Below are 24695 nucleotides of genomic sequence, written 5' to 3' on the forward strand. Positions count from 1 at the left end.
CGCAGGCCTCACGCGGCGTCGATCGTCCGGAGCAGCGCGTCGAGCTCGAACGGCTTGCTGATGACCTCGCGCGCGTGCGGCGGCATCGCCTGCCTGATGTTCGACGCCGCGGTCATGATGACGACGGGGATGTCCTCCAGCCCGGGGAACGCGCTGAGCTCGTCGCACACCTTCCATCCGTTCATCTTCGGCATCATCAGATCGAGCAGGATCACCCCCGGCCGCGCGCCGTCGTGGAGGCGCTCGAGCGCCTCCCGCCCGCTGAAGAAGGGCGTGGCCTCGTACCCGAGGTCGCACAGCGCCTCGGCCAGGGTGGTCGCCAGGTCCACGTCGTCATCGATGATCAGGACTGACTTGCTCATGGGGAAGGGGGAGCTCGACGGTGAAGGTGGAGCCGGCGTCGAGCTCGCTCTGCACGGAGATGCGGCCCTGCATCCTCTCCACGAGCTGGCGTGTCACCCACAGGCCGAGCCCGAGGCCGCCGTAGTTGCGCACCGAGACGGCGCGCTCGAACTGCTGGAAGATGCGCGCGTGGTCCGCCGGGGCGATGCCGATGCCGTGGTCCCGGACGACCAGCCGCGCGGCGCTGTCGCCCCGCTCGACGGAGATCTCGACGGGCGCCCCGCGGCCGAACTTCCACGCGTTCGACAGGAGGTTCACGAGCACCTGCTCGATCCGGAAGACGTCCCCCTCGCAGACCACCGGGCCTTCCGCGTGGATCTCGACCTCCGGCGCGACCTCCGCGACCCCGTCCAGGAGCCGGCCCACGACGTCGCGCACGGTCTGGGTGAGGTCGACCGGCGCGCGCTCGACCTCGAGCCGGCCGGACAGGAGCTGCGTGGCGTCGAGCAGCTGCTCGACAAGCTTGAGGAGCTTCTTCCCCTGCCGCTCCAGATTGCCCAGCTTGGGCGCGATCTCCCGGAGGGGCATCGACCCCGCCGCCCGCTGGAGCCGCTCCAGCGAGGTGATCTGCAGCAGGAGGGTGGCGATGGGCGTCTTCAGCTCGTGCGAGGCCACGGTGAGGAAGTTGTCCCGAGCGCGGAGCGCCTCCTCGACGCGCGCGGTGCTGCGGCTGCGCTCGATCGCGATGCCCGCGAGATCGCGGGAGATCGCGAGCAGGGCGAGATCGCGTGAGCTCGGCGCGCGCGGCTCGCGGTAATAGAAGGCGAACGTGCCGAGCGGCTCGCCCTGGCCGTCGAGGATGGGCGCGGAGGTGCATGCCTTGAGGCCGTGGGAGAGCGCGAGCTCGCGCGCCCGCGCCCAGAGCGGATCGTGCTCGATGTCCGACACGATCACGGGCTGCTTGCGGTGGACGGCGGTGCCGCACGAGCCGCTGACGGCGCCGATGCGCAGTCCGTCCACGTCCTGGTTGTACGCCTCTGGCAGGCTGGGCGCCGACGCCCAGCGGAGGTGCGTCTTCGAGTCGTCGACGAGGAGGATCGAGCAGAGCGCTTTGCCCGACTGGGCTTCCATGAACCGGATCAGCGCGTCGAGCACCTGGGAGAGCGGCTCTCCGGCCGCGACCATCCGGAGAATCCGGTTCTGCCCGCGAAGCAGGGGCCCGGCGCCCCGCGCCGGACCATCGGCCCGGGCAGGATCACCCTCGTCGAGCCCCACCGCCGGGCAGGGATCCATGGCTCTCGACGCTTGCATGCGCCCCCGGTGTTATTGCGTAATCGGGCGCCGCGCTGCCGCAAGGGGAAACGCTGCTGCGCAGGCGCCGCGTTTCCCCTCGCGACAGCGAGCCCGGCGGCCCGGTCCTGCTCCCGCGCGGCGGCCCGCTCCCGCGCGGCGCGCGGGCGTCGCAGCGGCGCGCTCGCCTGGTGTGGCGGCCGGCGCCTTTGCTTTATGCTGCGGCGCCATGCTCGACACGCGGGAGCTGCCCCTCCTCCGCGCCCTCGCGGGCCGGTATCCGACGACCGAGGCCGCGCTCTCCGAGATCGGCCACCTGCGGGCGATCCTGTCGCTCCCGAAGGGGACGGTGCACGTGGTCAGCGACGTCCACGGCGAGCACAGGAAGCTGAAGCACATCATCAACAACGCCTCGGGGAGCCTGCGGCCGCTGGTCGAGCGCGTCTTCGGCGACCGGCTCACGCCGGACGAGAAGCGCGCGTTGCTCTCGATCATCTACTATCCTCGCGAGAGCTACGCGAAGGTCGCGGCCCGCGGCGAGGCGGAGCGGCGGGCCTTCTTGCTCTGGACGCTCGCGCGCGAGGTCGAGGTCATCCGCGAGCTGTCGCTGCGGTACACGCTGCGCCAGGTCGAGCAGGCGTTCCCGGACGACATGCGCGGCCTGCTCCGAGAGCTCGTCTCGGCGCGCGTCGCCCTCGGCGAGGGCTCCTACGTCGACGCGCTCATCGACCCGTTCGTGCAGCATCGCCGCGAGATCGAGATCCTGCGCGCCACGGCGCGCGTCATCCGGAACCTGACCGTCTTCGAGCTCGTGGTCGCGGGCGATCTCGGCGATCGCGGCCCGCGGCTGGACAAGGTGATCGAGTACCTGATGCGCCAGCCGCGGGCGCGGGTCGTGTGGGGCAACCACGACGTGAGCTGGATGGGCGCCAGCCTCGGCCAGGAGGCGCTCATCGCCACCGTGGTCCGCCTCTCGCTCCGGTACGGGCGCCTGTCGCAGCTCGAGGAGGGCTTCGGCATCCCGGTCGCGCCGGTCGATCGCCTCGCGCGCACCGCCTACGCGGACGACCCGGCCGAGCGCTTCGCGGTGCGGGGCGAGGGGCTGCGCGACGCGCTGCTCATGGCGCGGATGCAGAAGGCGATGGCGGTCCTGCAGTTCAAGCTGGAGGGGCAGCTCTGCCGGCGGCGCCCGGAGTATGCCCTCGGGCACCGGTGCTTGCTCCACCGCATCGACCCGCGCGCGGGCACGGTGGCGATCGACGGCGAGGTGTACCCGCTGCTCGACGCGCGCTTCCCGACGGTCGATTCCGGCGATCCGTACGCGCTCACGCCGGAGGAGGCGGCGTGCGTCGCGCTGCTCAAGGAGTCGTTCTCGAAGAGCGCTGCGCTGTCGCGCCAGATGCGCTGGATGGTGCAGCAGGGGACGACGTGGCTGCGGCGCGATCGGGCGCTCGTCTTCCACGGCTGCGTCCCGGTGGACGGCGAGGGCGCGTTCTTGCCGTTCGAGGTCGACGGCGAGCCTCGCCGCGGCAGGGCGCTGTTCGACGCGCTGGAGCGCGTGGTGCGCCGGGCATTCCGGACGGGCGCGCAGGAGGACCTCGACATGCTCTGGTACCTCTGGACCGGCCCGCTCTCGCCGATGTTCGGCAAGGACCGGATGACGACGTTCGAGTCTTATTTCGTCGCCGACGCGAGGACGCACAAGGAGACGAAGAACCCGTATTTCCACCTGATCCACGACGCCGGCTTCTGCGGCCGGGTGTGCCGCGAGTTCGGGCTGGACGAGGAGCGCGGGCTGATCGTGAACGGGCACGTGCCGGTGCGGGTCGAGCAGGGGGAGTCGCCGATCAAGGCGTCGCACCGCGCGGTGACGATCGACGGGGCGTTCTCGGAGGCCTACGGCGACAAGGGGTACACGCTCGTGCTCGAGGCGAGCGGGGCGCGGCTCGCGCAGCACCACCATTTCACGTCGGTCGAGCAGGCGGTCGAGGCGGGGGAGGACATCATCCCCGCGATCTCGGACGTGGAGGTCTACGAGGCCGAGCGCCGCGTGGGCGACACCGAGAAGGGGGAGGAGCTGGTGCGGGAGATCGAGATCCTGGAGCGGCTCATCGTCGCCTATCGAGACGGAGCGCTCCTGGAGCAACCGAGGTGAGGTGAGGCGCGGCGGCGATCGCCGCGCCTCGACGGATCACTCGAGCTGGCCGTCCGTGACCCAGGCCTCGAGGATGAGCACCTCGTCCTCGGTCAGGCACTGCGGGTTGCTGTCGTCCGTCTCGTCGCCCGTGCAGCCGCGGTTGGGCGGCATGATCCCCGCGCGGATGAGCGTGAGGGCGCACTCGCCCTTCGTCATCCCCTCGCAGAGCTCATGGCCCGCGTCGAGCTGCGTGGTGTCGAAGTCGGTGACCCGGAAATCGCCGCGCGGAGGCTCCCGGGTGGTGTGGCAGGCCCCGCAGCGCGCTTCGAGGATCGGCTGGACGTCGTCCGCCCAGCTCGTGAGCCCGGAGCCCTCGCCGCCCTCGCCGCCGGCGCCGCCCTCGCCACCGCCAGCGCCGCCCGCGCCGCCGACGCCGGTGTCGCCGCCCGCGCCGCCCGCGCCGGTGTCGCCGCCAGCGCCGCCAGCGCCGACCGCCGATGCACCGCCGTCGCCACCGGCGCCGCCAGCGCCGACGGCGGAGGCGCCGCTATCGCCGCCGGCACCGCCAGCGCCGACCGCGACGGTGGTGGACTCGCCGCCGGCGCCGCCAGCGCCGACCGCGACGGCGGTGGACTCGCCGCCGGCACCGCCAGCGCCGACCGCGACGGTGGTGGACTCGCCGCCGGCGCCGCCAGCGCCGACCGCGACGGCGGTGGACTCGCCGCCGGCACCGCCAGCGCCGACCGCGACGGTGGTGGACTCGCCGCCGGCGCCGCCAGCGCCGACCGCGACGGCGGTGGACTCGCCGCCGGCACCGCCAGCGCCGACCGCGACGGTGGTGGACTCGCCGCCGGCGCCGCCGGCACCAACCGCGACAGCGGTCGACTCGCCGCCGGCGCCGCCCGCGCCGACCGCGACGGTGGTGGACTCGCCGCCGGCGCCGCCCGCGCCGACCGCGACGGCGGTGGACTCGCCGCCGGCGCCGCCAGCGCCGACCGCGACGGTGGTGGACTCGCCACCGGCGCCGCCCGCACCGACTGCGACCGTCGAGGACTCGCCGCCCGAGCCGCCGACGCCGACGCTCGTGGTGGTGGTCGTCGTGGGATCGCCGCCCGAGCCGCCGACGCCGACGCCGACGCTCGTGGTGGTGGTCGTCGTGGGATCGCCGCCCGCGCCGCCAGCGCCGGCGGCCGTGGAGGACTCGCCGCCCGCGCCGCCGACGCCGGCGCTCGTTGTGGTGGTCGTCGTGGGATCGCCGCCCGCGCCACCGACACCCGTCGTGGGATCGCCGCCGGTGCCGGTCGCGCCGCCCTCACCGCCGGTGCCTGTCGCGCCGCCCTCACCGCCGGTGCCGGTCGCGCCGCCCTCACCGCCAGTGCCGGTCGCGCCGCCCTCACCGCCGGTGCCTGTCGCGCCGCCCTCACCGCCGGTGCCGGTCGCGCCGCCCTCACCGCCCTCACCGCCGGTGCCGCCCTCACCGCCGGTGCCGGCCGTCCCCGTGCCAGTTCCGGTTCCGGTGGTGCCGCTGCCGGTGCTCCCTGTGCCGGTGGTCGTCCCTGAATCGTCGTCACCGCACCCAGCGAGCGCGACGAGCAGCGCGCCCGTGGTCATGAACAGACGAATGGAAGTACGTGGAATAAAAACCATGCGCGGAGAATAGGCATGCGCTGCGTCGCGGGTAAATGCCGCTGACAGCGAACGCAAGATTTTGGCATTGCCATCTCGGCGGATTACGCTTCCGCTGAATCCGCGGAACTTCGCACCCGGGCTCGGCTGGCGGCTCGCCTTAGCGCGGGTGGCGGCGGTTCGTGCTCGCGATCGCCGGTCCGCCGCGGTCCCGAGCGCGCGGCGGCGCCCTCATGGCCCGGAGAGGGGTCGCGCGACGTCGAATGACATAGATAGTTAGACGTACTAATCTTTCTGCACGCCTTCGCCCGCCCGCGCGCACGGCCACCGCGCCCGGCCGCGGTCACTTCGCGCGGACGCCCTCCGGAGCCCCCGTCGCGTTCGGGAACCTGGACTTGAGATCGTCCACGCCCCGCTGCGGGTTCGCGATCGCCGCGAGATCGGCGCGCTCCTTCCGCTTCTCGGCGGTGTCGATCCCGGCGCGCTTGTCGCGCGCCTCCACGAGGGCGGCCGGCATCTCCCCATCGCGGTTGTACGACCACGCGAGGAGCGGTTGGCCGACGGGGAGGTTGTGCGCGGCCGGGTGCCCCAGGTGTCCGGTGTCCCAGATGTGCCACGTCTTCCCGTAGCTGTTCATCTTCTTCTTGAGCGCCGCCTTCTCGGCCACCGACGGCACGCCGGGCAGCGTCAGCTGGCCTGAGAGGATCTCGTAGTTGTGCGGGTGCCAGCGCTGCTTCTCGTCCTCGGACAGGCCCTCGAACATCGCCTCGGAGATGATGTACTCGACCCCGATGATGTTCGCGTCCTCCGTGTTCCCGTCGAAGATCACACACTGCGTGAACTCTTCATTGATCCCTTTGCAATAATGATGGGCCTCCATGTGATGGTCCGGGTCCTCCTTCATCACGTGGAACCCGTCCAGGTAGTGGTCGATCGCCCGCACGGGGCTCAGGTCCTGGAGCGCTTCTGCGCCCTTCTCGAGGATCTTTGTATCGATCTTCTTCTCCTGTCCCGGCGGCGCGCCTCGATTCGAGGGCGGCGCGTCCGCCTGGCCGCAGCCGGCGGAGAGCCCAGGAGCAAGCACGAGCACGGCAATCGCAAGGTGAGGACGTCTCGCCATCGTCAGGATCTCCCCGGAAATGCGGCCTGCGCGATCGGCAAAAGCAGCCTGCAAATCTGCGGCCACCCTCCAAGAGAGCGCGCGCCACCGGATCGCGGGGCGGGCCGTGGCCCTCTTGCGCAGGTCGTGGCGTTCTGCCACGGGTGAATTACCGCGCCGCGCCATCGTGTTTACGTATTGCCGCGCGACTCAGGCCATGGTTAACCGGTGAGCGTTCCAGGACGCACCGTGTCATCCAGCGCGCCACCCTCGCTCGGGCGTATCGCAAGGGCGCGCGGGGCTCATCCCAATCGACGCTTTGCTTGACTGTCACGGTTCACCTCGGAGCCCATCCTTCATCTCATCGACAAAAAGGGGAGCACCTATGCGCCTCACACGGTATGCGACATGGATCATGGCGGCGGCGGTTGTCATCGCGCCGGCCGCGTGCGGGGACGACACGTCCGACAATCCGAGCAGCTCCTCGACCGGAGCGGGCGCCGGCAGCGGCACGAGCGGCAGCGGCACCGGCAGCGGCGCCGGCGGCAGCGGCACCGGCGCGGGCGACAGCACCGGCGGCGGCGGCAACGGCACCGGCGCGGGCGACAGCACCGGCGGCGGCGGCAGCGGCGCCGGCGACAGCGCGAACCTCCTCCCCTGCGACGGCGGCTGGCCCGAGGTCGAGAGCGCGATCGCGAAGGATCCGGCGATCGAGGCGGCCGTGGCCGAGCTCGTCGGCAAGCTGAGCGTCGAGCAGAAGGTCGGCCAGATGGTGCAGGCCGAGATCGGCTCGATCACGCCGGACGAGGTCAAGCAGTACAACATCGGCTCGGTGCTGAACGGCGGCGGCTCCTGGCCGGGCCGCAACAAGGGCGCGACGGCGGCGGACTGGGTCGAGCTCGCCGACGCCTTCTACAAGGCCTCGGTGGACACGTCGGGCGGCCACGCGGGCATCCCGATCATCTGGGGTATCGACGCCGTGCACGGGAACAACAATGTCCGCGGCGCCACGCTCTTCCCGCACAACATCGGCCTCGGCGCGGCGAACGAGCCCGGTCTGCTCGAGCGCATCGGCGCCGCGACGGCCAAGGAGGTCGTGGCCACGGGCCTCGACTGGACCTTCGCCCCGACGCTGGCGACCGTCCGTGACGACCGGTGGGGCCGCACGTACGAGGGCTACTCCGAGGATCCCGAGATCGTGAACGCCTATGCGGGCCGGGTCGTGCAAGGCATCCAGGGCGCGGCGAACAGCGCCGACCTCTTCGGCGCTGCGCGCGTCATCGCGACGGCCAAGCACTTCCTCGGCGACGGCGGCACCGACAAGGGCGATGATCAGGGGAACAACCTGGCGAGCGACACCGAGCTCTGCGAGATCCACGCCCAGGGCTACCTGTCGGCCATCCCGGCGGGCGCGCAGACGGTCATGGCGTCGTACAACCGCGTGCGCGGCGAGAAGATGCACGGCAAGGGCGATCTGCTCACCGGCGTGCTCAAGGACAAGTTCCACTTCGACGGCTTCGTCGTCGGCGACTGGAACGGCCACGGGCAGGTGGAGGGCTGCTCGAACAGCTCGTGCGCGGCCGCGATCAACGCCGGCGTCGACATGATCATGGTCCCGACCGACTGGAAGGCGTTCTACATGAACACCGTCTCCCAGGTGAACTCCGGCACGATCAAGATGGATCGGGTCAACGACGCCGTGACGAGGATCCTGCGCGTCAAGATGCGGGCCGGGCTCCTCGGCCCGAAGAAGACGAAGGGCGCCCCGTCGCAGCGGATGTTCGCGGGCGAGCAGTCGGTGCTCGGCGCCAGGGAGCACCGGGACCTCGCGCGCGAGGCGGTCCGGAAGTCGCTCGTGCTCCTCAAGAACGCGGGCTCGGTGCTCCCCCTCGCGCCGTCGTCGAACGTGCTCGTCGCGGGCAAGTCCGCGGACAGCATCTCGAACCAGGCCGGCGGGTGGTCGCGGACCTGGCAGGGCACGGAGAACACGAACGCCGATTTCCCGGGCGCCACGTCCATCTACAAGGGAATCCAGGACCTCGTGTCGGCCGGCGGCGGTCAGGCGACGCTGAGCGCCGACGGCGCCGCCGCCTCGGGCAACTTCGACGCGGCGATCGTGGTGATCGGCGAGACCCCCTACGCGGAGATGAAGGGGGATATCCAGCCCGGGAAGGACGCGGACGACAACATCGATCACGCGAAGACGCTGGAGCACGCGCTCTTCCACCCCGAGGACCTCCGGGTGCTCAAGGCCATCCGCCAGGCCGCGCCGGCGCTGCCGATCGTGACGGTCTTCCTGTCGGGCCGCCCGCTCTACGTGAACAAGGAGCTGAACGCCTCCGACGCCTTCGTGGCGGCGTGGCTCCCCGGCTCGGAGGGCGGCGGCGTGGCCGACGTGCTGTTCGGCGTGCAGGAGTTCCAGGGCAAGCTCTCGTTCTCGTGGCCCGGGAGCGAGTGCCAGCGCGTGAACCGCAACGACGGCCAGACGGCGCTGTTCCCCTACGGCTTCGGCCTGAAGACGACGGATCAGGACACGCTCGGCACGCTCGAAGAGAAGTCCACCGGGACCGCCTGCAACTGACCCCTTCCTCCGCGCCGCCGCCCCTCGCCGGAGCGGCGGCGGCGCCCCTCATTACCTCGTGATGAGCACCACCTTGCCGGTGGTCGCGCGGGACGCGACCGCCGTCATCGCCGCCTTCGCCTCGGCCATGGGCAGCGCGGCCGAGATGAGCGGCCTGATCGCGCCCTGGCCGTACATCGCGTAGAGCGCGTCCTGCGCGGCTCGCGTCACGGCGGGCTCTGCGCGGCTGTAGGTGCCCCAGTAGAAGCCGAGGACGTCGTAGTTCTTCACGAGAAGGTGGTTCGCGCGCGCGGCGGGGAAGCGGCCTGACGCGAAGCCGATCACCACGATCCGGCCCTCGAAGGCGACGCATTTGGTGGACTGGTCGAAGACGTCTCCGCCGACGGGGTCGAAGACGATATCGGCGCCTCGGCCCGCGGTCCGCTCCTTGACGACGGCGACGAAGTCCTCGCGCCGGTAGTCGATCGCGACGTCGGCGCCGAGCGCGCGGCAGACCGCCGCCTTCTGCTCGCCGCCGGCGGTCGCGATGACGGTCGCGCCGGCCGCCTTGGCGAGCTGGATCGCCGCGCTGCCGACGCCGCCTGCGCCCGCGTGCACGAGGACCGTGTCGCCGGGCCTGACGCGGGCGCGCCGGTGCAGCGCGAGGTAGCCTGTCTGGTACGTGATGGTCAGCGCCGCCGCGTCCTCGAACGGCATGCCGACCGGGAGCGCGTACGTCGTGCGCGGGCCCGCGATCACGTGCGTCGCGTATCCCCCGGAGCCGGGCAGCGTCGCGGCCACGCGGGTGCCCGGCGGCAGCGACGGCGCGCGGCTCTCCACCACCACGCCGGCGACCTCGAAGCCGGGGATGAACGGCGGAGTCGGCTTGACCTGATGGGCGCCTGCCGTGAAGAGCACGTCGGGGAAGTTGATCGCCGAGGCGGCGATCTCGATCCGGACCTCCCCTTCGGCGAGCGGGGGGTCGTCCACCCCTTCCCAGACCAGGATCTCGGGGGAGCCGAAGGAGTGTCCGCGCCAGGCGTGCATGGTGCGCGGACCTTAGCAGAAACGCCGGGCGACCCCGGCGTCGCCCCTTGGCCGACAGCGGAGGATCGCGCCGGGCGCCCTGGCCGCTAGCGGACGATCTCGATCGGCAGCGTCGCCGTCACGGAGCCCTGCTCTTCGCCGTCGAACGTCACCTCGACATCGTAGGTCCCCGGCGGGAAGAAGTCGTCTTCCGGGTTGTTCGTGTCGGAGGGCCCGCTCCACTGCCGCCCCGACCAGCGGAACGTATGGGTCGCCGTCGTCGCGTCGACCTGCACGGTCGCCGCCTCGTCCGGCGCGCAACACCCCACGTCGCACAGGCAGTAGCTCTGCGGATCGCCGGCCTCCGACTCCCCGCTGATCCGGTACCTGACGAACGAGAGCGGATCCGCGCTCGGCTCGACGCAGCGCCCGCACCCGTCGGAGGCCGCGATCGCGATCGGAGGAACGCTGGAGTCGGTCGTGACCTCGTACGTGAACTCCGCCGGCTCTCCCACCCGGTAGATGCACCGGCTCGACGAGATCGAGATCTTCACGCCCGGGATCGTGCCCTCCACGTCGCGCACCGCGCACGGCTCGGCCCCCGGGGGCGCCCCGCCGCCGCCGGCGTCGGTCCCGCCGCTGCCGGCCCCGCCGCCGCCCCCGCCCCCGTTGCTGCCGCCGCCGCAGCCCGTCAGGCACACGCCGGACAGCACGGCCACCGCCAGAGCTCGAAGCATGTCATTCACCATTCGCTCACCTCTCATCCTTCGCGCCACCTCGCTCGTCGGCCGTGGCGCACGGGCATCAGCGCGGCAAAGAAGATACCCGCGCGAGGGCGGGTGAGGTCGGCCGGAGCAGGGCAGGGCCCTGGCCACCCCGGGCCAGCGGTTGTGCCACCCTGGGCCGCCGCGCGCCGGAAGCGCGCCGGCCGCGCTGGCGTCACTCGACCTCGGGGTACCAGCACGCCACGCGGTGGCCGCTCCCGGGGACGAGCTCCTCGAGCGGCGGGAGCTCGACGTCGCACTTGCCCTCTTCCGCCTTCCGGCAGCGCGGGTGGAACACGCAGCCCTCGGGCGGGTTGATCGCGCTCCCCGGCGCGCCCGGGAGCAGGCGCCGCGCCTTGCCCCCGCGCTCGATCGAGGGCGTCGCCTCGAAGAGCGCGCGCGTGTACGGGTGGTGCCGCCGCTCGGTCACGGCCTGCGCCGGGCCGAGCTCGACGATCCGGCCGAGGTACATCACGGCGACGCGGTGGCTCACGTGCTCGACCACGCGGAGGTCGTGCGAGATGAACAGGAGGCTGAGCGAGAGCTCGTCCTGGAGCTCCTCGAGCAGGTTGACGATCTGGGCCTGGACCGAGAGGTCGAGCGCGCTCACGGGCTCATCGCAGACGATGAAGTCCGGGCGCACCGCGAGCGCCCTGGCGATCGCGACCCGCTGCCGCTGCCCGCCGGAGAGCTCGTGGGGGAAGCGCTCCATCATGTCCGGCCGCAGCCCGACCTTCTGGAGCACGCCCTCGACCATCGCGGTCTCCTCGTCGCGGCTCCGCGCGAGGCGGTGGATCACGATGCCCTCGCCGACGATCTCGCGCAGCGTCATGCGCGGGTTGAGCGAGCCGTACGGGTCCTGGAAGACGATCTGCATCCGCCGGCGCATGGCCCTGAGCGCGCGGGCCGAGAGGGTGGTGAGGTCCACGCCGTCGAAGAGGACGCGGCCGACCGTGGGCTCGATGAGCCGGATGGCGAGGCGCCCGAGGGTGCTCTTGCCGGAGCCCGACTCGCCGACGAGGCCGAGCGTCTCGCCGCGGTCGACGTGGAAGCTCACCCCGTCGACGGCCTGCACGAACGCCGGCTTCGCGAAGGGGCCGCGCTGGACCGGGTACAGCTTCGAGAGCCGCTCCGCCTGGACGAGCGGTCGCTCGCCCCGCGCGCTGTCGAAGCGCATGCTCTCGGAGGGCATGCTCTCGGGGCGCATGCTCTCAGGCGGCATGCTCTCGGGGGGCATGCTCTCGAGGCGCGCCGCGCCGGCGCGGTCGCTCGGACCGGGCGGCGGGAGGCCGCTGTCGCGCGTCACGCGGCGCCCTCGTCGCCCGCGCGCCCCGGGCCCGCGAGCAGAAAGCAGCGCGCCGCGTGGCGCCCCGTGCCGGGCGGGACGGCGTACATCTCCGGCGGCTCGACGCGGCAGCGATCGAACACGGCGTCGCAGCGGTCGCTGAAGCGGCAGCCGCGCGGCGGATCGCGCAGATCGGGCAGCCCGCCCGGGATGGTCGGCAGGCGCGGCGATCGCTGGCCGCGCACGCGGGGCGGGCGGAACCCGCGCGCCGGGATGCTCCGGAGGAGCGCGCGCGTGTACGGGTGCGACGGCGCCGCGAGCACGTTGCGCGCGGGCCCCTGCTCCACGACGACCCCCGCGTAGAGGACGACGATCTCGTCCGCGAGCTCGCCGACCACGGCGAGGTCGTGGGCGATGAGCAGGAGGCTCATCGACGTCTCGGCCTTGATGCGCTCGAGGAGGTCCAGGATCTGCGCCTGCGTGGTCATGTCGAGCGCGGTGGTCGGCTCGTCGGCGATGAGCAGCGAGGGCCCTGGCGCGAGGGCCATCGCGATCATGACGCGCTGGCGCATCCCGCCGGACAGCTCGTGCGGGTAGCTGTTCGCGCGCACCTCGGGCTCGGGGAAGCCGACCTTGCGCAGCAGGCTCACCGCGTAGAGCCGGGCGTCGCCGCGGGACATGGGCAGGTGCAGCCGGACGGCCTCGGCGATCTGCGCGCTGACCGTGTAGACGGGGTTCAGGGAGGTCATCGGCTCCTGGAAGATCATGCCGATCTTCCCGCCGCGCACGGCGCGCATCTCGCGCTCGCCGAGCGCGAGGAGGTCCTGCCCGTCGAGCTCGATCGAGCCGCCGTCGATGGCCGCATAGGGCGCGGGCAGGAGCCGCAGGATGCTGAGCGCGGTCACCGTCTTGCCGCACCCCGACTCGCCGACGAGCGCCACGGTGCGCCCGCGCGGCACGGTGAACGACACGCCGTCGAGGGCGCGGGTGACGCGGCCGTCGGCGGTGAACGAGACGCGGAGGTCGCTCACCCGGAGCAGCGCGGGCGGCGGGGCCTCCTCGGTCGCCGGCGGCGGCGTGGGGCGGAGCAGCGGGAAGGGGCGCACGCTCGCCATCGAGCGCTGGGTGACGGCGGGCTCGTCGTCGTCGAGCAGGCCGCGGGCGAGGGGCGGAGCGCCGGGCGTGAGCGGCGCCCCGGACGCGGGCGGAGCGCTGGGCGTGAGCGGCGGAGCGCTGGGCGCGGCGGGCCTGCCCCCGCCGCCGTCGTGCCGGATGAGCGGCAGGGGGAGCGAGTGCCGCGCGCCGACGTCGTCGTCCTCGTCGTCGTGCCCGGTGCTCACCGTACGTACACCTCGAGGAGAGGGCCGGCGCCCTGGGAGATGCCCATCGAGGTCGCGGCGCCGACGGCGTCGCTGCCCGGCGCGAGGATGGCGATGCCGTGGTCGTCCTTGCGCCGCCTGGCCCAGTCGCGCACGAGCGAGGTGACGTCGATCCGCAGCGGCGTCGCTGGGCGGCGCCGCACGATGGCGGCAACCTCCGGGATCGACAGGCGCGGCTGTCGGCCCCACGTCGCGGTCTCCGAGCGCCACGGCTCGAGGATGCGCGCGACCTCCAGGGTGAGCGCGCGCTCGGCGGGCGGCGCCAGCGGGGCGGGCTCCAGCAGGACGAACGCGCTCGCGATGTCGGCGTCGACGCCGAAGGTCGGCGTGAACCGGAGCAGCAGGACCACGTCGCCCGCCCCGGCGTGCCCGAGCGCGACCGCGTCGGGCACGCCGGGCGCGGCCGCGGCGCCGTCCTCCGCGAGGACGGCGAGGTCCGCCGGCGGGAGCAGCACGCGGCGCGCGTCGATGGGCGAGGGCAGGTCGCTCGGCGGCCGGCAGCGCCCTGCGACGCAGTAGCGGGACCCGCAGACGCCCGCGCCCGCGCACACGCCCGCGTCCGTCGCGGGGGCGCCGCCGCAGCCCAGGAGCGGCGGCGCCGCGACGAGCAAGGCCACGGGCGCGAGGGCGGCGAGCAGACGCACGGCGGGGGCGACCATAGCAGAGGGCGGCCCCGCTGGCAGGGCGCGGTTCGCCGGGGGCGCGGGGACATCGCGTGTCCGGGGCGCCGAGGGGTGAAAAGGGGAGGGGTGAAGGGGAGGGGTGAAGGGGAGGGGTAAAGCGCAGGCGATGCGAGGCCGCGGGCCTTGCGATTCCTGTTGTCGGGCACCGGCCGCTCTGCTGGGATGACGCGTCGTGCGCGTTCGAGCCATCGCCGCCCTGAGAGCGCTCGTGATCCTGGCCACCTTGCCTGCGGCGCTCGCTGCCTGCGGGAAGAAGGCGCCGCTCGGGTCGCCGTGCCGCGCCGACGACGACTGCGCCTCCGGGCTCGCGTGCCACCGGGAGCAGTGCTTGCACGAGGGGAGCGCCCGGCGCCTCCGCGACGAGGAGCAGCGCGCCTCGGGCGGCGCCAGCGCGCGGAAGGTCGGCGATCGCGTCGAGGTCGAGTGGAAGGGGTCGTACAAGCCGGCGATCATCACCGGCGTCGTCGCCCCGGGCTCCTACCGGGTCCACTTCGAGGGCTACGACGCGCAGTGGGACGAGGTCGTGACCGAGGTCCGCATCAAGGGCGGCGCGCGCCCGGGCCCGGGGTCGCGGAGGGCGACTCCGGCGGCGAGCAGCTCGTTCGCCGAGCGGCGGAACGAGGATGTCGGGGCGCGCGCAGCTCGCCGGCAGGACCGGCAATGGCGCCGCGAGGGCAGCTGAGCGGCCGCTCGTTTCATTCAGCGGGTCTTCGGGCAGCGGGTCTCCGGGCGCGGTGAGAGGGCGGCCCTCGGCCGCAAGCGACGCGGCAACGGCCGGCCGGCGACCATTCGGCTCGCGGATCCGCGCGGGGGGCGGGAGCTCATCCATGATGAATGCCTCCGTTGCCGGCGCATCCTACGGCACGACGTGAGTGCCAGGAGGGACGTCCCATGACGAGCGCGGGGCTTTACATCGAAGGCGGATATCTGGAGAACAACAAGACTTGGCATGCGGAGGACTCCCCGTGGAAAGCCAAGCAGATCCTCCGGATCCTGGAGAAGAACCACATCCAGCCGAAGGTCGTGTACGAGGTGGGGTGCGGCGCCGGAGAGGTCCTGAATCAGCTGCATCAGCGGCTGCCGGCGTCGGTGGAGTTCCACGGCTACGACATCTCTCCCCAGGCGTTCCAGCTGGCGAAGGCGAGAGAGAAAGACCGGCTGACGTTCCATCAGGAAGACCTCCTGGAGAAGGACATCTCGTGCGACGTCCTGATGAGCATCGACGTCATCGAGCACGTGGAGGACTACTACACGTTCCTGCGGCGGCTGAAGAGCAAGGCAGATTACAAGATCCTGCACGTGCCCCTGGATCTCTCGGTCCAGGCGGTCCTGAGGATGAAGCCCATCCTCGACGTGCGCAGGAACGTGGGGCACATCCACTATTTCGTGAAGCAGACGGCGCTGGCGAGCCTGCAGGAGGCCGGCTACGAGATCATCGATTATTTCTACACTGCCGGCTCGGTTGAGCTCCCGAGCAAATCCTTCAAGGCGAAGCTGCTGAGGTATCCGAGGCGGCTCTTGTTCGCGCTGAACGAAGACTTCACCGCCCGCGTGCTGGGCGGGTATTCGCTGCTCATGCTCGCGCGATGAACGATGCCCGGGAGGGCCCGCCTCGACGGCAGCGCGCCCGCTCGGCTCAGGGCTTGCGGGCGACGGTGGCCCACATGCGCAGGTCGACGACCAGCGAGAGCTCGCCGCCGCTCTGCCGCGCCCTCGCCTCTTCCCGCCGGATACGGTCGACCCCCGCCGCGAAGGCCTCCGGCGTCAGCAAGGCGAGCTGGCTCGTGTCGCGCGGATCGATGCCCTTCGCGAGGGCCTCCGAAGCGGGGACCTGCCGCTCGATGTGCACGGCGAGCCTCGTCCCGTCGACGACGAACCCGGTCTGCTCGAGCCAGCGTCGCACGGTGTCCACCGATGCGTACCGCTTCAGGTCGACTTCCCGGGTCGACTCGAAGTAATCGTAAACGAACCAGCGGTCGATCGCCTGGTGCGGATCGAGGCCGATGTTGATGAGGACCCCTCCGGCGCCGAGCACCCGGTGCGCCTCGGCCATGAACCCGCGCGGCTCACCGAAGTGGTGCAGCGCGTTGATGCAGAGCACGCAATCGAACCCGGCGTCGGGAAAGGGAAGCCGCTCCGCCGAGCCGTGGACGAGCGTCGCCGACGGCAGGCGAGCGCGCGCTTGCTCGAGCATGCCGGGCGACGCGTCGAGCCCGGTCACCTCGAACCCGTTCTTGTGCAAGAGCTCCAGCCAGTGCCCCGTCCCGCACCCCACCTCGAGCGCGCGCCGCCCTGGCGAAGGCCCGAGCAGGTCGAGCACCACCTGCTCGGCCCCGGCGTACCTGCCCCCCTGATAACGCCGATCGAAGACCCCCGCGATCTGTTCGTAGTCGGTGCGTGTCATGCCGTGTCTCCTCGGGCTCGGTCCTCGCGCCCGGCCTCGCCGTCGCCAAGCTCGCCTGTCGCATCCGGAGCCGGCGTCGCGCCGGGGCTCGGCAGTGAGCCTGCAATATACCAGAGCTGGCCTCTTCGAGGGCCAGACGCTGCCTGCGGCGGCGACGAGCGCGCAGGAGAGCACACGCCGGCCCGCCGCGGGAGCCTCGGCCGGCGCGTGCTCCTGGCGCCGTCACCGTGGTGGACGATGGCTCGCTCCCGCAGGATGCGGCTTGCCTTCATAACTTCAGTTAGAGCCGAGTCAGGCGCGCCGCAGACAGCGATCCGCGGCAAGCGGCGATCAGAGGAGCATGCTATGGGAATGTAGCCCCTGCCCCGAGCTGACGCCGGGGCGCGCACGTACCGCCTTGCTTCAAAAGTGCGCTTCAGACCACGACGCGGCGCATCGCCGAAATGTCTCGGCGCGCGCCGGGTGCGCTCCACCTGAATGGCTGGTCACTCCATGAGCAAGACAATGCCGCCCGACACCGATCGATCGGTACCGTTCCTCCGGCGTTCCATCGCGGCGGGCATGTCCGCCGTGGCGCTCTTCTGCCTGACGGGGGTTGCCTGTACCGGGCAGCTCGGCAACAGCGACGGCAGCCCTGGTGGCGACATCGACGACCCCATCGACCCCGTCACCGGGAAGCCGGCGGCGCAAGACTGCAGCGTCGCTCGAACCAGCCCCAGCGTCCTGCGCCGCCTGTCCCGGCTCGAGTACCAGCTGACGCTCCAGGATCTGTTCCAGCTCGCCGAGCCGCCCGCCGTGGACAGCATCCCGGAAGACACCGGCCAGGGCGGATTCCGGACGATCGCCGCCCTCCAGAACGTGTCGGATCAGCATCTCCGCGCCTATCTGGGGATGGCGGAGTCGCTCGGGCAGGAGCTCATGGCGGACGAGGCGCGCCGGGCCTCGGTGCTCGGCTGCGAGCCGGAGGCCGCCGATTGCCTCGAGCGGTTCGTGCAGCGCTTCGGCAAGCTGGCGTATCGAAGGCCGCTGTCGGCCGAGGAGGTGAGCGACCTGGTCGGGCGAGCCAGCGAGGTCGCGCAGGACAGGGCGGATGCGTTTCGCTTCGTCATCGAGGCGCTGCTCACCTCGCCCAGCTTCCTGTTCCGGATCGAGGTCGGCGCGAACGGCGCCGAGACGTCGCCCCTGTCACCGCTGGAGCTCGCCTCGCGGCTGTCGTTCACGCTCTGGGGCCGATCGCCGAGCGCAGCGCTGCTGTCGCGGGCGGAGGCCGGCGAGCTCGACACGCCCGACGGGCTCCTCGCGGTGGCCGAGGAGATGGTCGAGGACGAGCGGACGCCGCTCTTCTTCAACGCCTTCTTCAAGCAGTGGCTCACCTTTGAGCAGCTCCGCCCGCCGGCCAACCCGGACGCGTCGACGCCCGCCCTGCTCGCGGACATGATCACCGAGAGCGAGCTCGTCCTCGACGAGCTCGCCTTCACCCCCGGCGCCGACTTCTTCGACGCGCTCACCGCGAACCACACGTACGTCACCCCGGCGCTCGCGAAGTTCTACGGCCTCGAGGCGACGGGCGACGGCGTGACGCGCGTGGAGTTCCCGGCCGGCCACCACCGTGCGAACACCGGGCTGCTCACGCACGCCAGCCTGATCAGCGCCAAGAACGACGGCGACCTCATCGCCGTGCGCGGCCAGTGGCTCCGGGCGGCCTTCCTCTGCGAGAAGATCACCATCCCCGCCGGGCTGCTCGAGGAGCTGGAGAGCGAGCTGTCCGGCCTGAGCTACCTCGAGGTCCTCAAGAAGCGCAACACCCAGGCGGGGTGCGCCGGCTGCCACGCGCTCATCGATCCTATCGGCGTCGGCTTCGCCCAGTACGACAAGCAGGGGCGGTACGACGGGAGCATCGGTATCGACGAGTTCGGGCTGGAGCCGCGCTTCCAGGGCGCAGCCAACGAGTCGTTCGACTCCCTCGCCGCCCTGGCGGCGGAGCTCCGGCGCAGCCCCGATCTCGCCGCGTGCGTCGCGGAGAAGCTGTTCACGTACACCCAGGGACGCGAGCCCGCGGTCGAGGATCGCTGCGCCATCGACGCCGCCGCGGAGAGCTTCGCGCAGGACGGCAACCGGTTCCGTTCCTTCCTGACCGCCCTCGCGCGGTCTCCGGCGTTCCGGCTGCGGAGGGCGCCAGAGTGATGTGCTCGCAACCCGTCCGACCGATGATGGAAGAGGAGTGTCGCCAGTGAAGATCTCGAGAAGAGCTCTGCTCCGCGGCGCCGGCGTCGCGGTCGCCCTCCCGTTCCTCGACGCGATGCGGCCGCAGCGCGCCAGCGCGGCGCCGGCGGACCCGAAGCGCTTCGTGGCCTTCTTCGTTCCCAACGGCACCGATCCCGGCGCGTGGCACCCGCGCACGGCCGGTCCGCTCTCGGCCGAGGGCCTGACGCCGTGCCTCGTGGACATGAAAGGCTTCGACGCCGAGCGCGAGTGGCCGGCGGGGGATCCGATCTGGCGCGATGTCACGATGGTGTCCGGCGTCGATCACCAGGTGATCTGCTCCGACATCCACAGCCCGGCGATGGCGCTCTGCGCCCACACCGACGGCGGCGGACAGGCCGTCCCGAAGAATGCCACGCTCGACCAGTACCTGGCCGAGCACATCGCGGCCGAGACCCCGTACCGCAGCCTCAACCTGTCTCCGACGGGCGACACGGCGGTCACGCAGGGCTTCATCTCGTTCCGGGACGGCGGTCAGGTCGAGGACGCGTTCCGCGACCCGGCCGCCCTGTTCGACACGCTCTTCAGCAACCTGGGCAGCCCGAACGAGGACATGGACAACATCCGGCGGCGCCGCGCCAGCGTCCTCGACTGGGTGAGGGAGGACGCGAGGCGGCTGAACCAGCGCCTCGGCGCGGCGGACCGGGCGCGCGTGGAGCAGCACCTCGAGTCGGTGTTCGAGCTGGAGAAGCAGATCCAGTCCACGACCCAGTCGAGCTGCACCGTCCCCGGCAAGCCCACGCGGGGCCTCGACCTGCACGGCAAGTTCAAGAAGATGATCGATCTCGGGCTGCTCGCGCTCACCTGCGACCTGACGCGGGTGCTCGTGCTGCAGTACTCGAACAGCTGGGGTCTCGACTTCTCCGGCTACGACCTGCCCGACGGCGTGGGCACCTGGAGCGACCACTTCATCTCGCACAAGCTCGGCGACCGCGATCGCGCGACCGACCTCGACAGCCTGCCGCAGGCGGAGGCGATGCGCATCGCCAACGCCCGCGTCGTCCAGACCTCGCGGTTCAAGGTGCGCCGCTTCGCGTACCTGCTCAACGCCATGAAGGCCGCGACCACCGCGACGGGCAACCTGCTCGACGAGTCGCTCGTGCTCTACACGTCCGAGAACGGCGACGGCGACTCCCACGGTCGGAAGAACATGCCCATCATGCTCGCCGGGCGCGTGGGCGGCTTCCAGACAGGCCGCGCCGTGCACGCGAACAACGCCCCCACCGGCGCGCTCCATTGCTCGATCATCAACTACTTCGGCGTCGAGCTGTCGAAGTACGGCGACCCTGCGAGCGGGCCGATCGCCGGCCTGTGAGCCTCCCGGCGTCGCGGGGCACAGCGCAGCAGGCTCGGCACGTCGAGGCCGACCGCCCTGCGGATGGCCTCGACGGCCCAGGCGCCGAAGCGCTCCGTCGCGACACCCGATAGACGCCCTGCTCCGTCCAGAAGGCCGCGCCCTCGGGCCGGCCCTAGGCCAGCCTCCGCCGCGGTCGGCGAGCGGCTCGCGCGACCGGACGGCTGAGCAGCTCGTCCGCCACGGGCGGGCAGGGGACGTGCATTCGGTCTGGGCAGCGTGAGTCCGAGCGGGCAAGAGCGGTACAGCGCACCCGCGCGGGAGGGGCGGCGCGCGGCGCGACAAGGCGGCGCGTCTGCTGAGAGCGAGCGCCGTGAGCGCCAGAGGAGGGGGGTGGAGCATGGAGATGCTGGGGCGGTATTGGTGGGTGATCGCCGTGAGGGGCGTTGTCGGGATCCTCATCGGGATCCTGTTCTTCCTGTGGCCGCTCCCGTCGCTCGCCACGCTCGTCCTGCTGTTCGGCGTGTGGGCGCTGCTCGACGGCTGCGCCGCGCTCGCGTCCGCGATCGGCGGCCGCGGCGGGGGCATCACCGTGGTCGAGGGCCTCTTCGACATCGGTATCGCCCTACTGACGTTCTGGCGGCCCATCATCACCGCGCTCTCGCTCTACGGCCTGATCGCGGCGTGGGCCATCGTGACCGGCATCTTCCGGATCATCGGCGCGGTGCGGCTCCGGCACGTGATCGCCAACGAGTTCTGGCTCGGGCTGAGCGGCGTCACCTCGGTGATCTTCGGCGTCCTCATGGTGGCGCTGCCGGCGGCGGGCGTGCTGGCGCTCAGCTGGCTCATCGGGTCGTTCGCGATCGCGGTGGGGGCCCTGCTCCTCGGGCTCTCGCTGCACCTGCGCCGCGCGGCGGGCCCGGCCGCGCCGGTGCGCGCCCACTGACGCGCCCACCCCGGCCGCAGGGCGTCCGTGGACGCCGCGGCGAGGCCGGCGCCGGCGTACGGGAGCGGCGGCCTGCCCGTCAGTCGATCTGCAGGTGGTAGTGCGCGGGCGTCGTCTCTTCGATGACCAGGACGCCCCCTACCTCGGAGGCGCTCTCGAGGAACGCGCGCTTCTCCTTCGGCGACATGGTCCTGTTGCGCACGTCCACGGCGCCTCGGCGCAGGTGCGCGGAGACGTAGATCCCCCGGTCGATCTGGTCCTGGATGACGGCTTCCATGGCGGCGACCACCTGCTCCGGCGGCTTGCCCGAGCTCGCCCGGTAGGCCTTCGTGATCTCCTGGACGGCCGCCTTGTTCCGGTAGAGCTTGAGGAGATCGTCGCCGAGCCTGAGCTTCGTGAACATGGCCCTGGCCTGTCGGTTCGCGTCGCGTGTCCCGCTCGTGATCACGAGGTGCTCGCGCGTGCGGCGCGCGTATCCCCGGTCGATCCGCTCGACCTTCGCGGCGATCGGCGCGGGGAGCGTCACGCCGGGCAGCACCTCGTACGGCGGCGGGGTCCACGGCTCCGTGGGCACGGCCTTCCCGAGCGCCGTCAGGGGCGGCAGCTGCGCGCGCCGCTCCTCCTCTTCCGACGGCAGCTCGTCGCACTCGGGTTGGCTCGCCGCCGCGGCGGCGCGCGGCGTCCCCGGGGGCCGCGCCGCGGCGCTCGCCGCGCCGGCCGCGCTCGGCGCGCCCTGGGCGCGCGGCGCCGCGCTCGCCGGCGCCGCGGGCGCGCTCGTCTTTGGCCAATCGAGGCCCGGCAGGTCGATGCCCGGCAGCTCGACGGACTCGAGCTTCTCCGTGCATCCGGCCGCGCAGAGCAGCGCGGCGGCGAGGGCGCACAGGCGGCGCGGCGGCTCCTTGGAGCGTCCCTTTGCGGCGACTCGGCGTGTCGGAGGCATCGGCAAAGCCGCTCCAGCGTGCCATGGCGCGCGTCGCCGGCGAAAAAAACGGCGGCCCGCGGCCGAGCGCCGCCGAGCGCCGGCCAGGCGGCGCGTCGCCGGCGATCTCGACGCGCGCGGCCCCACATCGGCTACAGAACCCTCATGCCCCATGTTCCCTTGACCGGCCGTGTCGCCCTCGTGACCGGCGGCGGTACCCGCCTCGGCGCCGCGACCGCCCGCGCGCTCGCCGCCGCGGGCGCCGACCTGGCCGTCCACTACGCCACGAGCGGCGCCGGCGCGGACGCCGTCGTCGACGAGGCGCGCTCGCTCGGCCGGCGCGCCGTCGCGCTCCAGGCCGATCTCTGCGATCGCGCGGCGATCGCCGCGGTCGCCCGAGCGGCGCTCGACTGGTCGTCGGGCCGGCTCGACCTCCTGGTCCACAACGCGGCGAACTTCGATCGGGTCCCGCCGGCCGAGCTCTCCGCCGACGCGTGGGATCGCGCCCTGGCGCTCAACGCCACCGCGCCGTACCTGCTCACGCTAGAGCTCGCTTCCGCGCTCCGCGCCTGCCGCGGCAGCGTCGTCGCGATCGTCTGTGTGAGCGCCGAGCGCCCGTGGAAGAACTACATCCCTTATTCGGTCTCGAAGGCCGCGCTCGCCCACCTCGTCCGCGGCCTCGCGGTGGGGCTCTCGCCGGACGTGCGCGTCAACGGCGTCGCGCCTGGGACGGTCCTTCCGCCCTCTTCGTATGACGAGGCCACGCTCGCTCGCCTCCGCGAGCGCATCCCGCTCCGGCGGCTCGGCGAGGCCGAAGACATCGCGCGCGCCGTGGTGTTCCTTGCGGAAAACGACTTCATCTCCGGCCAGATCCTCGCGATCGACGGCGGCGCTTCGGTCGCGTGACGCGCTGCCTCCCCTGCGGGGCGATCCGCGGGCGGGGTCGGGCGAGCGCTTTGGCTTGAACGACCCTGCCCGATCGACCCATAGTTTGAGCCCCATGAGCACCACGCCCGAGACCAGCGCCGCCCCCGTCCAGGCGGATCCTGCCCACAGCGCGCCCACCGGCAGCGGCCCCGCCGAGGCGCCCGCCGCTGCGGTCGCCGGCTCCGAGGCCAAGCCGGCGAGCCACGACTCGACGCTGCCGGAGGCCCTGATCGCGTTCATGCTGGATCGCTGGGCGCCGGCGCCCCGCGAGCTCCCCGAGCCGATCGCGCACGCGGACGTGTTCGCCGCCCGTCGCCGCGCCCTGTCGAAGCTCTTCCCGGCGGAGACGCTCGTCATCCCCACGGGGCACGAGAAGGTGCGCTCCAACGACACGCACTACCGCTTTCGCCCCGGCTCGGACTTCTTCTATCTGACGGGCAACCTCGAGCCGGACTGCGTGCTCGTCCTGCAGCCGCAGGAGGGGGGCGGGCACCGGGACATCCTCTTCGTCGAGCCGAACCCCGGGCGCAGCGACAAGACGTTCTTCACCGATCGCGCGAAGGGCGAGCTCTGGGTCGGCCCCCGCCTCGGCGTCGAGCAGAGCCGCGCGCGCTTCGGCGTCGACGAGTGCCGCGGGCTCCCCGAGCTGGACGCGTACCTGAGCGGCCTCGTCGGCACGGTGACGCGCCCGCACCGCGTGCTCCGCGGCGTGTCCGAGCGCGTCGACAAGCTCCTCGCCAAGCACGATCGCGACAAGCAGCTCGGCGAGGCGCTCTCGGAGATGCGCCTCCTCAAAGACGCGCTCGAGATCGAGGAGCTCGAGGCGGTGGTCGCGTCGACGAAGCGGGGCTTCGAGGACGTCGTCCGCGCGCTCCCCAAGGGGCGGAGCGAGCGAGAGCTCGAGGGCGTCTTCAACCTGCGCGCCCGGGTGGAGGGCAACGACGTCGGCTACGGGACCATCGCCGCGGCCGGCCACCACGCCTGCATCCTGCACTGGACGAGGAACGACGGCGCGCTCGAGCCGGGCAAGCTCGTGCTGCTCGACGCCGGCGTCGAGGGCAACGCGCTCTACACCGCCGACATCACCCGGACGCTGCCGATCAACGGGAAGTTCTCCAAGGAGCAGCGCGAGATCTACGAGCTCGTGCTCGAGGCGCAGGAGGCGGCGATCCACGAGGTGAAGCCGGGCAACGACTTCATGGAGCCGAACCGGGCGGCGATGCGGGTGCTCGCGCGGGGGCTCGAGCGGCTCGGCATCCTGAGCATTCCGGCCGAGGAGGCGCTCAAGGAAGACAAGCAGTTCTACCGCCGGTACTCGCTCCACAACGTGAGCCACATGCTGGGCCTCGACGTGCACGACTGCGCGCAGGCGCGGCAGCAGGTCTACAAGTACGGCAAGCTCAAGCCGGGGATGGTGCTCACGGTGGAGCCTGGCCTGTACTTCCAGCTCGACGACGAGACCGTGCCGGCGCGCTATCGCGGCATCGGCGTGCGCATCGAGGACGACGTCCTCGTCACGGAGACGGGGTGTCGAAACCTGTCGATCGATATCCCGCGGGCCGTGAGCGACGTGGAAGCGTGGATGGCCGATCTCTGGGCGGCGGCGAAGTGACGTGAGCGGCGGGCCGCCCTGAGAGGCGCGGGCCGGGCGGGGTTCCACGCGCGGGGGAGCCGCCGGCGGAGGGGGGAGCGGCGCGGGCGGGCGGCGGGGGTCCCCCCACAAACTCGCGCCTTGTGGGGGGCTGTTGCCAG

20 protein-coding genes are annotated in these 24695 nt (G+C 72.2%); 9 read left to right on the forward strand and 11 right to left on the reverse strand.

What is annotated here, in order from left to right; translation table 11 throughout:
- Positions 1–8 precede the first annotated feature (8 nt).
- Positions 9–362: a response regulator gene (locus WMF20_RS48065; protein WP_129580545.1), complete on the reverse strand. Its 354-nt coding sequence runs from the start codon at positions 360–362 to the stop codon at positions 9–11.
- Positions 334–1635, reverse strand: a complete 1302-nt coding sequence (locus tag WMF20_RS48070; RefSeq protein ID WP_437608582.1) for a sensor histidine kinase — start codon at positions 1633–1635, stop codon at positions 334–336. The genes WMF20_RS48065 and WMF20_RS48070 overlap by 29 nt, the downstream gene beginning before the upstream one ends.
- 226 nt (positions 1636–1861) lie before the next feature.
- Here WMF20_RS48070 and WMF20_RS48075 point away from each other — a divergent pair, with 226 nt between their 5' ends.
- Positions 1862–3787, forward strand: a complete 1926-nt coding sequence (locus tag WMF20_RS48075) for a fructose-1,6-bisphosphatase (protein ID WP_437608584.1) — start codon at positions 1862–1864, stop codon at positions 3785–3787.
- A 36-nt stretch (positions 3788–3823) separates the two neighbouring features.
- Here the strand turns inward: WMF20_RS48075 and WMF20_RS48080 are convergent, their stop codons facing one another.
- Entirely contained in the window at positions 3824–5380 is a 1557-nt protein-coding gene (locus tag WMF20_RS48080) for a hypothetical protein (protein ID WP_437608586.1), read from the reverse strand.
- Positions 5381–5738: 358 nt separating this feature from the next.
- Positions 5739–6515: an OBAP family protein gene (locus WMF20_RS48085; protein WP_437608588.1), complete on the reverse strand. Its 777-nt coding sequence runs from the start codon at positions 6513–6515 to the stop codon at positions 5739–5741.
- A 394-nt stretch (positions 6516–6909) separates the two neighbouring features.
- On the opposite strand from WMF20_RS48085, the gene WMF20_RS48090 reads away from it, so the two are divergent.
- Positions 6910–9075, forward strand: coding sequence for a glycoside hydrolase family 3 protein (locus tag WMF20_RS48090; RefSeq protein WP_437608590.1), 2166 nt, complete (start codon positions 6910–6912; stop codon positions 9073–9075).
- A gap of 51 nt (positions 9076–9126) precedes the next feature.
- On the opposite strand, the gene WMF20_RS48095 is transcribed toward WMF20_RS48090, so the two are convergent.
- The 5 genes from WMF20_RS48095 to WMF20_RS48115 all read right to left on the reverse strand — a co-directional run bounded on the left by WMF20_RS48095 (position 9127) and on the right by WMF20_RS48115 (position 14152).
- Positions 9127–10101, reverse strand: coding sequence for an NADPH:quinone oxidoreductase family protein (locus WMF20_RS48095; RefSeq protein WP_437608592.1), 975 nt, complete (start codon positions 10099–10101; stop codon positions 9127–9129).
- An 86-nt stretch (positions 10102–10187) separates the two neighbouring features.
- Positions 10188–10817, reverse strand: coding sequence for a hypothetical protein (locus WMF20_RS48100; protein ID WP_437608594.1), 630 nt, complete (start codon positions 10815–10817; stop codon positions 10188–10190).
- A 202-nt stretch (positions 10818–11019) separates the two neighbouring features.
- Positions 11020–12150, reverse strand: coding sequence for an ABC transporter ATP-binding protein (locus WMF20_RS48105; protein ID WP_437608596.1), 1131 nt, complete (start codon positions 12148–12150; stop codon positions 11020–11022).
- The gene (locus tag WMF20_RS48110) at positions 12147–13469 is read right to left on the reverse strand and encodes an ABC transporter ATP-binding protein (protein WP_437608598.1); all 1323 of its coding nucleotides are present in this window, start codon (positions 13467–13469) and stop codon (positions 12147–12149) included. The genes WMF20_RS48105 and WMF20_RS48110 overlap by 4 nt, the downstream gene beginning before the upstream one ends.
- On the reverse strand, positions 13466–14152 hold the full coding sequence (locus tag WMF20_RS48115) for a hypothetical protein (protein WP_437608600.1): 687 nt from the start codon (positions 14150–14152) through the stop codon (positions 13466–13468). Before WMF20_RS48115 ends, WMF20_RS48110 begins: the two co-directional genes overlap by 4 nt.
- A gap of 211 nt (positions 14153–14363) precedes the next feature.
- On the opposite strand from WMF20_RS48115, the gene WMF20_RS48120 reads away from it, so the two are divergent.
- Complete coding sequence (locus WMF20_RS48120) at positions 14364–14873, forward strand: hypothetical protein (protein ID WP_437608602.1); 510 nt, start codon at positions 14364–14366, stop codon at positions 14871–14873.
- 209 nt (positions 14874–15082) lie between these two features.
- Positions 15083–15781, forward strand: a complete 699-nt coding sequence (locus tag WMF20_RS48125; RefSeq protein WP_437608604.1) for a class I SAM-dependent methyltransferase — start codon at positions 15083–15085, stop codon at positions 15779–15781.
- A 46-nt stretch (positions 15782–15827) separates the two neighbouring features.
- On the opposite strand, the gene WMF20_RS48130 is transcribed toward WMF20_RS48125, so the two are convergent.
- On the reverse strand, positions 15828–16595 hold the full coding sequence (locus WMF20_RS48130; protein ID WP_437608606.1) for a class I SAM-dependent methyltransferase: 768 nt from the start codon (positions 16593–16595) through the stop codon (positions 15828–15830).
- Positions 16596–17087: 492 nt separating this feature from the next.
- Between WMF20_RS48130 and WMF20_RS48135 the strand changes: the two genes are divergently transcribed.
- The 3 genes from WMF20_RS48135 (at position 17088) to WMF20_RS48145 (ending at position 21097) form a co-directional block, all read left to right on the forward strand.
- Positions 17088–18779, forward strand: coding sequence for a DUF1592 domain-containing protein (locus tag WMF20_RS48135; RefSeq protein WP_437608608.1), 1692 nt, complete (start codon positions 17088–17090; stop codon positions 18777–18779).
- A 46-nt stretch (positions 18780–18825) separates the two neighbouring features.
- Entirely contained in the window at positions 18826–20172 is a 1347-nt protein-coding gene (locus WMF20_RS48140) for a DUF1552 domain-containing protein (protein WP_437608610.1), read from the forward strand.
- A gap of 379 nt (positions 20173–20551) precedes the next feature.
- Positions 20552–21097 carry an HdeD family acid-resistance protein gene (locus WMF20_RS48145; protein WP_437608612.1) on the forward strand — a complete coding sequence of 182 codons (546 nt, stop codon included), beginning with the start codon at positions 20552–20554 and terminating at the stop codon, positions 21095–21097.
- Between the two features lie 79 nt (positions 21098–21176).
- Here the strand turns inward: WMF20_RS48145 and WMF20_RS48150 are convergent, their stop codons facing one another.
- Positions 21177–22037: a hypothetical protein gene (locus tag WMF20_RS48150; RefSeq protein WP_437608614.1), complete on the reverse strand. Its 861-nt coding sequence runs from the start codon at positions 22035–22037 to the stop codon at positions 21177–21179.
- A gap of 144 nt (positions 22038–22181) precedes the next feature.
- Here WMF20_RS48150 and WMF20_RS48155 point away from each other — a divergent pair, with 144 nt between their 5' ends.
- Both WMF20_RS48155 and WMF20_RS48160 read left to right on the forward strand, forming a co-directional pair.
- A complete protein-coding gene (locus tag WMF20_RS48155) occupies positions 22182–22922 on the forward strand; it encodes an SDR family oxidoreductase (protein WP_437608616.1) in 741 nt (246 codons plus the stop codon).
- 94 nt (positions 22923–23016) lie between these two features.
- Positions 23017–24555 (forward strand): aminopeptidase P family protein, encoded by a 1539-nt coding sequence (locus tag WMF20_RS48160; RefSeq protein WP_437608618.1) that lies wholly within the window; start codon positions 23017–23019, stop codon positions 24553–24555.
- Positions 24556–24695 lie beyond the last annotated feature (140 nt).

This window comes from Sorangium sp. So ce834 (assembly GCF_051521425.1).
In the GTDB taxonomy this organism is placed as follows: Bacteria; Myxococcota_A; Polyangia; order Polyangiales; family Polyangiaceae; genus Sorangium; species Sorangium cellulosum_D.

What these genes read in the sequence shown, in the direction of transcription:
- WMF20_RS48065 (WP_129580545.1), bottom strand. Translation starts at nt 362, where the DNA reads ATGAGCAAGTCAGTCCTGATCATCGATGACGACGTGGACCTGGCGACC.
- WMF20_RS48070 (WP_437608582.1), bottom strand. Translation starts at nt 1,635, where the DNA reads ATGGATCCCTGCCCGGCGGTGGGGCTCGACGAGGGTGATCCTGCCCGG.
- WMF20_RS48075 (WP_437608584.1), top strand. Translation starts at nt 1,862, where the DNA reads ATGCTCGACACGCGGGAGCTGCCCCTCCTCCGCGCCCTCGCGGGCCGG.
- WMF20_RS48080 (WP_437608586.1), bottom strand. Translation starts at nt 5,380, where the DNA reads ATGACCACGGGCGCGCTGCTCGTCGCGCTCGCTGGGTGCGGTGACGAC.
- WMF20_RS48085 (WP_437608588.1), bottom strand. Translation starts at nt 6,515, where the DNA reads ATGGCGAGACGTCCTCACCTTGCGATTGCCGTGCTCGTGCTTGCTCCT.
- WMF20_RS48090 (WP_437608590.1), top strand. Translation starts at nt 6,910, where the DNA reads ATGGCGGCGGCGGTTGTCATCGCGCCGGCCGCGTGCGGGGACGACACG.
- WMF20_RS48095 (WP_437608592.1), bottom strand. Translation starts at nt 10,101, where the DNA reads ATGCACGCCTGGCGCGGACACTCCTTCGGCTCCCCCGAGATCCTGGTC.
- WMF20_RS48100 (WP_437608594.1), bottom strand. Translation starts at nt 10,817, where the DNA reads ATGCTTCGAGCTCTGGCGGTGGCCGTGCTGTCCGGCGTGTGCCTGACG.
- WMF20_RS48125 (WP_437608604.1), top strand. Translation starts at nt 15,083, where the DNA reads ATGACGAGCGCGGGGCTTTACATCGAAGGCGGATATCTGGAGAACAAC.
- WMF20_RS48130 (WP_437608606.1), bottom strand. Translation starts at nt 16,595, where the DNA reads ATGACACGCACCGACTACGAACAGATCGCGGGGGTCTTCGATCGGCGT.
- WMF20_RS48135 (WP_437608608.1), top strand. Translation starts at nt 17,088, where the DNA reads ATGAGCAAGACAATGCCGCCCGACACCGATCGATCGGTACCGTTCCTC.
- WMF20_RS48145 (WP_437608612.1), top strand. Translation starts at nt 20,552, where the DNA reads ATGGAGATGCTGGGGCGGTATTGGTGGGTGATCGCCGTGAGGGGCGTT.
- WMF20_RS48150 (WP_437608614.1), bottom strand. Translation starts at nt 22,037, where the DNA reads ATGCCTCCGACACGCCGAGTCGCCGCAAAGGGACGCTCCAAGGAGCCG.
- WMF20_RS48155 (WP_437608616.1), top strand. Translation starts at nt 22,182, where the DNA reads ATGCCCCATGTTCCCTTGACCGGCCGTGTCGCCCTCGTGACCGGCGGC.
- WMF20_RS48160 (WP_437608618.1), top strand. Translation starts at nt 23,017, where the DNA reads ATGAGCACCACGCCCGAGACCAGCGCCGCCCCCGTCCAGGCGGATCCT.